The organism is Pseudovibrio sp. POLY-S9, from assembly GCF_001431305.1.
Classification (GTDB): domain Bacteria; phylum Pseudomonadota; class Alphaproteobacteria; order Rhizobiales; family Stappiaceae; genus Pseudovibrio.
On sequence record NZ_LCWX01000263.1, the window covers coordinates 5042 to 10755 of the forward strand.

The 5714-nt window shown below is 46.3% G+C and carries 5 protein-coding genes; 1 reads left to right on the plus strand and 4 read right to left on the minus strand.

Annotated elements, in window-relative coordinates; all coding sequences use genetic code 11:
• From PPL9_RS30205 to PPL9_RS30210, 3 genes are all read right to left on the minus strand, one after another.
• The coding region (locus tag PPL9_RS30205; RefSeq protein WP_208989732.1) for an MFS transporter at nt 1-1553 on the minus strand (1553 nt) is incomplete at its 3' end.
• A gap of 38 nt (nt 1554-1591) precedes the next feature.
• Nucleotides 1592-2041 carry a hypothetical protein gene (locus PPL9_RS33955; protein WP_208989733.1) on the minus strand — a complete coding sequence of 150 codons (450 nt, stop codon included), beginning with the start codon at nt 2039-2041 and terminating at the stop codon, nt 1592-1594.
• Nucleotide 2042: 1 nt separating this feature from the next.
• Entirely contained in the window at nt 2043-2828 is a 786-nt protein-coding gene (locus tag PPL9_RS30210) for a hypothetical protein (RefSeq protein ID WP_057466194.1), read from the minus strand.
• 640 nt (nt 2829-3468) lie between these two features.
• Between PPL9_RS30210 and PPL9_RS30215 the strand changes: the two genes are divergently transcribed.
• Nucleotides 3469-4392 (plus strand): LysR family transcriptional regulator, encoded by a 924-nt coding sequence (locus PPL9_RS30215; RefSeq protein ID WP_057466195.1) that lies wholly within the window; start codon nt 3469-3471, stop codon nt 4390-4392.
• 84 nt (nt 4393-4476) lie between these two features.
• Here the strand turns inward: PPL9_RS30215 and PPL9_RS30220 are convergent, their stop codons facing one another.
• Nucleotides 4477-5664: a hypothetical protein gene (locus PPL9_RS30220; protein WP_208989734.1), complete on the minus strand. Its 1188-nt coding sequence runs from the start codon at nt 5662-5664 to the stop codon at nt 4477-4479.
• Nucleotides 5665-5714 lie beyond the last annotated feature (50 nt).

A 5714-nucleotide genomic window follows, 5' to 3' on the forward strand; every position in this document is an offset into this window, starting at 1 on the left:
TCCTGCTTTGAGGAGCGTGAAACCAGAAGCATTATGAGTCCCGAGCCAATAATCGCAGCACCGAGAAGTGCGGCAACAGTGGTATACTCTTGCTTTACAAGCAGTGCTGCTACGATAAGTGGACCAGCAGCGCTGCCGACACGCTCAAACATACGAAGATAACTCAGCGCACCTGTTCTGCTAATTTGTTGCTCCTTCTCGACTGCTTCCATGACCGCAACCATGATGGGAGCCTTGATGAAGGCATGAGCGAGGCCTACCAACGCGACCACTATAAACACAGCGATAATGTTCGTGTTTTGGTATAGAGCCATCAGAGCCACTCCTGACGCAATTGTTGCATAAGTGATCACGGAAAGATTTTTTCCAAGCTGATCAGAGAGACGAGAGGCCAGTGGGCTGATTGGTATAATAATCAAGGAATAGGCCATCATAATCCGACCAATCTCAGATTGACTGGCATCCAGGCTGGCCAGATAGATTGGAACAAAGAAATAGAGGAATCCTGTGAGGACAATTTTGGTCGGAATTGCGCAAAACATCAGGATTGCCACGAACTGCGTGTTTCCTATGAGCGTTATCAAAGGCTTACCTGCTTTTGATGTTGTTGAGACGGTATCCGACTTGAAGCTTGGCAACTCGTTTTGCAGCATTCGCCAACCCAGAATACCTGCAAGGACCATAAGACTGATAGCGATGACGAAAACTGGCTTATAACCAACCCAATCAGCCAAAATTGCACCAATTGCCGTTCCACACATAGTGGCTGTCATGGTAACACCAACATAGGTTGCCATTGCTTTTGCGCGGCTCCCTTCGTCTGCGACAGCAGCAATATAACTCTGGCAACTGATTGTAATAATCCCGTAACCGATTGCAGTAATCGAACGAGCAATAACAATGTCAGTTGCGTCTTGGGCTAAAATACAGAAAATGTAACCACCGATTGCAGGTACCAAACCAGCGAGGTAAAGCTTTTTGTTGCTGAAACGTTCGATAAGCTGTCCTGAAAACGGTGAGATGATAGCGACGACCAGCATGAAGGCTGAAATCGGCAGGCCCGTCATGATGTCTTTTTCGAACCAATCGTTTTCACCGTAATACTCCATGGAGAAAAACGGTAGAAACGACTTTTGAAGCTCATCAGCTAAGCAAAATACAAAAAGTGGTATCCGTGCATCTGCAATAGACGCCTTGTTACCTTCTTCGACACGATACAACTTGTATTTCTTAGCGAAAGTACGCGACTCTTCGCGTGATATATTTTTTGCCTGCTGCAGTTGCTCAAGCGTTTTACGAATTTTGGCGTTTTGCCGGTTCATCGTTGCAATGAACCGACCGGCCCAATCTTTGCGGTCAGAGCCAAGATATGTGCCCAAATGCCCTCCAGCACACTTTACGATGGCTGTTTCAACAAGACGTAGTGGCACTGTTATGGTTGAACTGACGCAAACAATCACGACTTCAACCGCAATCAGACATGCCGCCAAGAGAAGAACAAATGTATCAAGAAAGATACTGGTGAGCTGACTGTTGACGTACTCCTCATCCAAAGTGGTTTGCACTCGAGCAACAGGAGCACCATTCACAACTACATCCGTAATACCGTCTGTTTTCTGTTGCCAGAACCAAAAATAAACACTCCTAACTTCGAAAGGGAGTCGAAGGTTTGCTGAGCAAGTAAAATGGCATTGCTCTCGGTACTCTCACGCTCCAAGGGGAGTGTCTCACTCTCTCCCAAATGCACCGAAGAGTTAACTGCAACAATAGAAATTCCACTTATTTCCTTGTGTTCTGCAGTTAGGTCAGTGAGGTACTTTTTAACTCCTCTGATTTCAGAGAACGGAATACCAATCTCGCTAGCATATTCCAGATTTTGCTTGACGGTTTCGCTAACGCTCCGTGCCTTTGCAAGCAAGAATGGGTTTAGGCCAGAGTTAAACTCCGCCAGAGTAACAACAACACTTAGAAATGCTGCCACCGACATAGCAACTGACATAGTCAGCAAAAAGTGTCTTGAGAATCTTGAGAATATCGTCACGTCAACTTTCCTCAAGACTATCGCTCAGTTTGGTGACTGCGCTGACACTAGACATTTTTGAAAGGTCAAGTAGTGCTGTTTCTTGCATTCTTTTGCCCTTCGATATCTGTTTTTGCAGCTCATCAGATCCCTTGGGATCAAGAGTTCCCAAATCCGCCTTACCAGACTTCCTGAAGTAAGACTTTAGAGCATGTAATTGGAACAAGGAGAAAAGGCCTATCGAGATTGCAACGATTGCAAAAATACCCAGATACATAAGTGTGAGACGGGACCATGTGTCTCTCACTTTTGCTGATAGCTCCTTAGTATGCTCTGAGACTAAAATAGCTCCCATAATGGAGTTTGAAGAGTCGCGCAGTAAGCGGCCAGCGTACAGATACTCCCCACTTTCACGTGTTATGGTCTTATCATCACTCGTTAGAACGCCGGGCAGAACCTCATTCATATCTTCTTGCAAGACATTGCGATCTCCGGAATGAGCCAGGATCGTGCCCTGAAGATCTAAGAGAATAATTTGATGAATCTTTGGGTCGCGCAAGCGCTCGCGTTCGATCAAAGCGTCCAGATCGGATATTTCATGCATGCTCAGGCCGACAGCTTCCGCTCGCCGGATAACCACGTCAATAGCGCTCGCGGTGACTTGCAACCGAGATGATGTTGCCTCGACAACCAGTGTTCGAAACTTAAGCAAGCTTAAAGCACTTTGGAGCGCAAGCATCACTGCAATAACCGCAAGAGTCGAAACAACAACTCGCGATCTAATACCAGAAAGCATCTGAGTATCCATAAACTAAGGTCTCTAATCTTATCGTCACGTGTAATTTGAAACTATGACGTTCGCCGGATTATCTGGTTGTAAGGCGGGTCTGAGGCACAGCAGCTAACGGGCGTCGTCTTGGTTATGTGGAGCAGCTGTGGCACCAATCGGACAAGTACCACCTCAAGTTTCAGTTGGGTGACAAGTACTATATTCTCACATTACTTGATATTTCGATATTACCTGAACTTACTACATACTGATAGAATTTTGATTCGAGAATATATCGCATTTTTGCAATTTATTCATTTGATAGGATAGAGATAATTCAATAAACGCATCATATATACGTATTTTTTATTTAAAAATATCCCATTACTACTTAATGGTATCAAAATTAATTGCTGTATTATTGACATCTACTAACAGCGAATATAGATCTCTCAGTCCGAAATGCACACTATCGCAACCTCGAGTTAAACACAGAGATTAATTGTAACGCGGAATGCGGGCTCTCGTTACTTATCATCGCTCATTACATTCGGTTCGTTCGATTTCCATTTTGCGCTCTAGTAAAACTACGGACTGTGAGTAAGCAACTCATTAGACCACCGCAACAAAAAGAAATTGAAGGCCCTATAGCTATAAGCTATGAGGCGGAGGAGGGTAATTGAGTACATTGACCATTCAGAGACTTGAGATCTTTCGAGCAATCTATGAGAATGGAAGTCTTACTCAGGCAGCGTCAGAGCTTAAACTTGCGCAACCTACCGTTAGTAAGCATATCAGTAATTTTCAACGGACATTGGGATTTGACCTCTTCGTCAACGAAAAGGGGCGCCTGCGACCAACCGTAGAAGCAGATGCGCTCTACCAAGAATGTAAGGATATGTTTGATCAGCTGGAGCATATTGATCAGTCTGTTCAGTCACTGCGTCGCGGTAGTGAGCAAATCCTCAGGGTGATGATTGTTGTACCTGGAGCACAACTGCGCCTCTTCAGTGATGCTATCCGGGCCGTGAGAGATCGATGGCCCGATATTAATTTGATTGTTTCTGTTGGAGGGCGGGATACTCAGATTTGGAAGCTGCGCAGAGGGGAAATTGACCTTGGAATAGGAACTCCTAAGCTGCCCCATCCAGATATTGAAAGTGTGGTTTTGACCACCTTGCGGATGGTGGGCATTATGCCAATTACGCATGAACTTGCAACTCAGAAGAAAGTTTCCGTCTCTGATTTTGGCAAGTACCCGAGCATTTTACCGTCAGAATCTACATTGTATGGTAAGCTCATTTTGAGAACCTTAGAGCATGTGGGTGTCGTTCCAGATACCAGGATCAGCGCGGATGCGCCCAGCCAACTGCCATTACTTGTAGATTCATTAGAATGCTTGAGTATTCTTGATATGATAACAGCCTTTCATCCACCTAAAGATGCCGCCATCAAAGTTTTACCATTAGATGTGTCCATGGACTACAACGTCTGCGTCAATCGGATCCAGGGCCGTGTTCTTACACCGCAGGCCGAGTTCTTAATTGAGAAACTTCGCGAAGGGTTGTTACAAGAAAAGCAGCGCATGGAGCGACAGCTTTAGGGTTGTAGCCGAATTTTGTGTGTGAACTCAGTTTGTTGAATGGAGAGGCGGCGCAAGATAAAGACGCCGCCTTTAAGATACTTATCACTCAGCACAAGGCTCTAGGCAGAGTGGGTCATCTTCTCTGCAATAACCGGGAACGCATTGTGGACCGCCATAGCCAGCCGGCGGATTAGAAATGCAGGCATAGTCTTGTGTATCGGTGGCTCCTGTACACTTTCCAGTCTCCAGACAGCTCTCAGTTGTATTTGTCTGGAACTGGAAAAGCACTCGATTTTTGGCATGTTTGTCTGGATTGCATGTAGCAGTAAAGGTGTTTGTCACAGACTGTGATAGCGCCGTTTGGAAGTTCTCTGACAATGCAAAGCTCATTGACACCTGTTCACTGACCTTTCCACCAGCGCCAAGAACCTCAAAACTTTCCTCCATAGATTCTGTGACTGTGCTTGTCCATTCTGCCGTCGTTGACCAAGTATTGGTGCGTGAGGTACCGATTGAAAGTTGTTCCGAAATCGAGCATCCTTGCCCTTGACAAGACTGGATTTTTGACCAGACCCCAAATGTACTGGTAGCAGATGGTGCTACGGCCATCCAATAACAACGCTTGGTTTCGTGGACCGGATTTGGCCCAAAGGTTTCATTGTTACATTCATAGATACTGTCTGCTGAATGCAAAAAGCGCCAATCAAATTGATTGTCAGTGCCATAACGCATGAGAACGACATCGCCGACTTGCGGAGTGCAGTTTTGTCCCTCGGTAGCGCACTCTGTGAGCGTGTTATCCTCTGACAGAGTATAGTACGCGCTACTGCTGTACTGGCATACCTTGTCGGTGCCGTTGAGCGGGTTGTAGTTGAAGTAATCGTTGGTGCATGCCACTGTTTGCTCGCCATCACCGGACATCACCGTGTACATCCAGCTGTTGCTGCTGCCATATCGGATCCAGTGCATCTTACCTGTATCAGGCAGGTTGAACGTCGCCCCTTCCTTCGCAACTTCAATATAGCTACCCTCAGGTGCGACTTTCAGTAGGTTCGCTGTCGTATAGGCACACTTCTTGTTTTGACCATCCGACGGGTTGCCCCAGAAATTGTTGCAGGAAATTCTGTCCAGACCCTGAGCAAGGATGTAGGTATAATTATCTCCCTCACCGTATCGCATGGTGATGACGCCGTCGCTGTCGGGATAGCAGTGCTTGCCCTCATCGGCGCAGTTAACCCAACTTGTTTCTTCCGTTTGCTCCTCGCTTTGCTGAGTGGTATCGGCTTGCACGGGGAGCGCGATCAAGGCTTGGGCTACGAGCACAAAGCCTGCAGCAGTCA